A 3,591-nucleotide genomic window follows, 5' to 3' on the forward strand; every position below is an offset into this window, starting at 1 on the left:
AAACAATAATCCATAACTGCCTTTCGGGGCAGTTTTTTTGTTTAAATTTTAAATTTAGATTTCACAATTAATAGTAAAAAAATAAAGTTTTTTTCTTAACTTTAGGTGAAAGTTAAATAAATATATCCAAATACAATAAAGCTGACTTCATGCACGTTATAGACGAAGATGTAACTAAAACGTATTAAAATGAAATTACAATTGAAAATTACCGGACTTTTGGTGCTAATTTTGGCAAGCATAGGTATTTTTTCATGCAGTACTGAAAATGAAACTTCCGAACAACCTAGTTTAATCATTAAATTCAAGTTTGATCAAAATCAGGTTCGCTTAAATAATTTAGGACAACCTTCAATTATCCCGATAGGAAATGCAGCTCAGTCACCCGATATGCAAAAAATCAGTGCTCATTATTTAGAATTGTCTCCTTCCATGAATACACTTCTAGGACAAGGAAAAATTTTGTATCATGCTCCCGAAACTGATTTAGGTGGAGCAATGGCAATCGATTTCAGTCAAGCTAAGATTGTAGGACAAAATGAAGTATTCCTAAAAATTCCAATAACGCCACAATTAGCCGGAGCTTATGAGTGGGTGCGAGTTTCATTATCTTACCAAAGTGGTAACATCCAAGTTTTTAATCAAGGCACCACTTACACAGGTACTTTAGACAGCTTTGTTGGATACAACTCTTACATTGGTAGCCATAGTATTGGCAATAATGTATTTCCGGTCAATGGCAATAGACCACAAGGATATTGGGCTTTTGCATTAAATAGTTTTCCTTTTGCAACTTCCGGTCAGGCACCAACAGGAGCAACAACAGTTCCAAATCCGCTATTTCAAACTTCACCAATTCCTCAAGGATCTTGTGTTGTAACAGGTAAATTTGAAACTGATTTAACCATTACCGGAAATGAAACTAAAGACATAGAAATTACTTTATCGCTCTCTACAAATGCTAGTTTTGAATGGACGGAAGTAACAACAGACGGTAAATTTGAACCTGCCATTGGTGAGAATGTTGTTGATATGGGGTTAAGAGGTCTAATTTCAAGTTTTGTTAAATAATATTCTTCATTTTTTATAATAAAAAAAGTTGTTCGTCAAACACTTGTTAATCCTTCTTTAAAATCACTTTAAATTAGACAGAAAAGGTTGTAGTTGTCTTCAAATACCATTAAATTTGTGTACTATTTTTTAAAAAATTAAGTTAACACAAACACTATGGCAAAATCTGCATTTTTAAAGTCATCTATCGCTAAAAAGTACTGGATGGCTCTTACGGGTTTATTTTTATGCTTGTTTTTAGTTGGTCACTTGGCTGGGAATTTACAATTATTAATGCCCGACAGTCAATTGCAATTCAATCAATATGCATTGTTTATGACCTCAAATCCAGCAGTAAAAATTCTTTCTTACCTTACTTACATCTCCATTTTATTCCATGCAATTGATGGATTTTTACTAACCATCCAAAATAAAAAAGCACGACCTGTAGGTTATGCAAAATCAAATCCTTCTGCCAATAGCAGCTTTGCTTCTAGAAACATGGGGATTCTTGGATCATTGGTTTTAGTGTTTATTGCCACACACATGATTAATTTTTGGGCAAAAATGCATTTTGATGAAAAAATGCCTTTGCAAACCGTTAAAATTTTCCAACAAGGTGGAACTCCGGAAGAGTATTATATTACTACAAACGGTGGTTATGCTCCGGTTAATGGTACAGAATTAAAAAATCGTACTGAACTTTATAATACCAATTTTAATATAAAAATTGGAGATGCCTATAAAGATTTGCATTCTATTACCATAGCTTTTTTTAAAAGTGATAAAAAAGTTGCCGGTATCGTTCCGGAAGGAATGTTGTTTACCCTTTTTTATGTACTTTCCATGTTGGTGTTAGCCTTCCATTTATGGCATGGTTTTCAAAGTGCCTTCCAATCATTAGGGCTAACTAGTCCTACTTGGACGCCAATCATAAAATTTATAGGCAGAGCCTTTGCAGTGGTTGTTCCGCTTCTATTTGCTATTATTCCTTTGTACATTCATTTTACTAAATAATCAACATCAGAATATATTATGAAGTTAGATTCTAAAATACCAGAAGGTCCAGTTGCTCAAAAGTGGACAAACCATAAAAATCATTTAAAATTAGTTGCACCAAACAACAGACCAAAAATCGACATTATTGTCGTTGGAACAGGATTAGCCGGTGCTTCTGCTGCTGCTTCTTTTGGAGAAATGGGTTATAATGTGAGTGCTTTTTGTTTTCAAGATTCTCCTAGAAGAGCTCACTCAATTGCGGCTCAAGGTGGGATTAATGCCGCTAAAAATTATCAGAACGATGGCGATAGTGTTTACCGTCTTTTTTATGACACCATTAAAGGTGGCGATTACCGTGCTCGTGAAGCAAATGTGCATCGTTTAGCTGAAGTTTCAGGAAGCATCATCGACCAATGTGTGGCTCAAGGGGTACCTTTTGCTCGCGAATATGGTGGGATGTTAGACAACCGTTCCTTCGGTGGAACGCAAGTACAACGTACGTTTTATGCAGCAGGTCAAACGGGTCAACAATTGTTATTAGGAGCCTATTCCGCTTTATCAAGACAAATCGGATTAGGCCGTGTAAAAATGTACAACCGTCACGAAATGTTAGATTTGGTAAAAGTTGATGGGAAAGCGCGAGGAATTATTGCTCGTAACTTAGTTACTGGAGAATTAGAAAGACATTCGGCTCATGCCGTGGTTATAGCTTCTGGTGGTTACGGAAACGTATATTTCCTTTCTACCAATGCTATGGGAAGTAATGTAACGGCAGGTTGGAAAGTACACAAAAGAGGTGCTTTGTTTGCTAATCCTTGTTTTGTTCAAATTCATCCAACGTGCATTCCTGTTCATGGCACCAACCAAGCTAAATTGACATTGATGTCAGAATCGCTTCGTAATTCTGGACGTATTTGGGTACCAAAGAAAAAAGAAGATGCAGAAGCTATACGTGAAGGAAAATTAAAACCTACTGACTTAAAAGAAGAAGATAGAGATTATTACTTAGAACGAAAATATCCTTCTTATGGAAATCTTGCTCCTCGAGATATTTCTTCAAGAGCAGCAAAAGAAGTATGTGATGCTGGCCATGGTATTGAAGCCAATGATACCAATGAAGGTGTATATTTAGACTTTTCTTCTGAAATACAAACAAAAGGAAGACAGTCGGCTTATGCCAAAGGAAATCACAATCCAAGTCAGGAAGAAATAACGAAATTAGGGAAACAATGGTTGGAAGAAAAATATGGAAACCTTTTTGCGATGTATGAAAAAATTACTGACGAGAATCCATATGAAACGCCAATGAAAATTTATCCTGCTGTACATTACACCATGGGTGGTGTTTGGGTAGATTATAATTTACAATCCACTATTCCGGGTTGTTTTGTAGCTGGAGAAGCTAATTTTTCTGATCATGGCGCCAATAGATTGGGGGCGTCTGCGTTAATGCAAGGTTTAGCCGATGGTTATTTCGTATTGCCTTATACCGTTTCTAATTATTTAGCAGACGAAATCAGAACAGGAAAAATTTCAACTGAT

At 35.8% G+C, this 3,591-nt stretch carries 3 protein-coding genes; all 3 read left to right on the top strand.

Features of this window, described 5'->3' with window-relative positions; genetic code table 11:
* Positions 1-189 precede the first annotated feature (189 nt).
* The gene (locus tag ACIQ2Z_RS12675) at positions 190-1,071 is read left to right on the top strand and encodes a hypothetical protein (RefSeq protein ID WP_396184534.1); all 882 of its coding nucleotides are present in this window, start codon (positions 190-192) and stop codon (positions 1,069-1,071) included.
* 156 nt (positions 1,072-1,227) lie between these two features.
* Positions 1,228-2,067, top strand: coding sequence for a succinate dehydrogenase cytochrome b subunit (locus tag ACIQ2Z_RS12680; protein ID WP_396184535.1), 840 nt, complete (start codon positions 1,228-1,230; stop codon positions 2,065-2,067).
* Between the two features lie 18 nt (positions 2,068-2,085).
* Positions 2,086-3,591 (top strand): fumarate reductase/succinate dehydrogenase flavoprotein subunit (locus ACIQ2Z_RS12685; protein WP_396184536.1); only part of this gene is annotated, 1,506 nt, incomplete at its 3' end.

Source organism: Flavobacterium sp. (assembly GCF_044361015.1).
Lineage (GTDB): Bacteria > Bacteroidota > Bacteroidia > Flavobacteriales > Flavobacteriaceae > Flavobacterium.

What these genes read in the sequence shown, in the direction of transcription:
- ACIQ2Z_RS12675 (WP_396184534.1), top strand. Translation starts at nt 190, where the DNA reads ATGAAATTACAATTGAAAATTACCGGACTTTTGGTGCTAATTTTGGCA.
- ACIQ2Z_RS12680 (WP_396184535.1), top strand. Translation starts at nt 1,228, where the DNA reads ATGGCAAAATCTGCATTTTTAAAGTCATCTATCGCTAAAAAGTACTGG.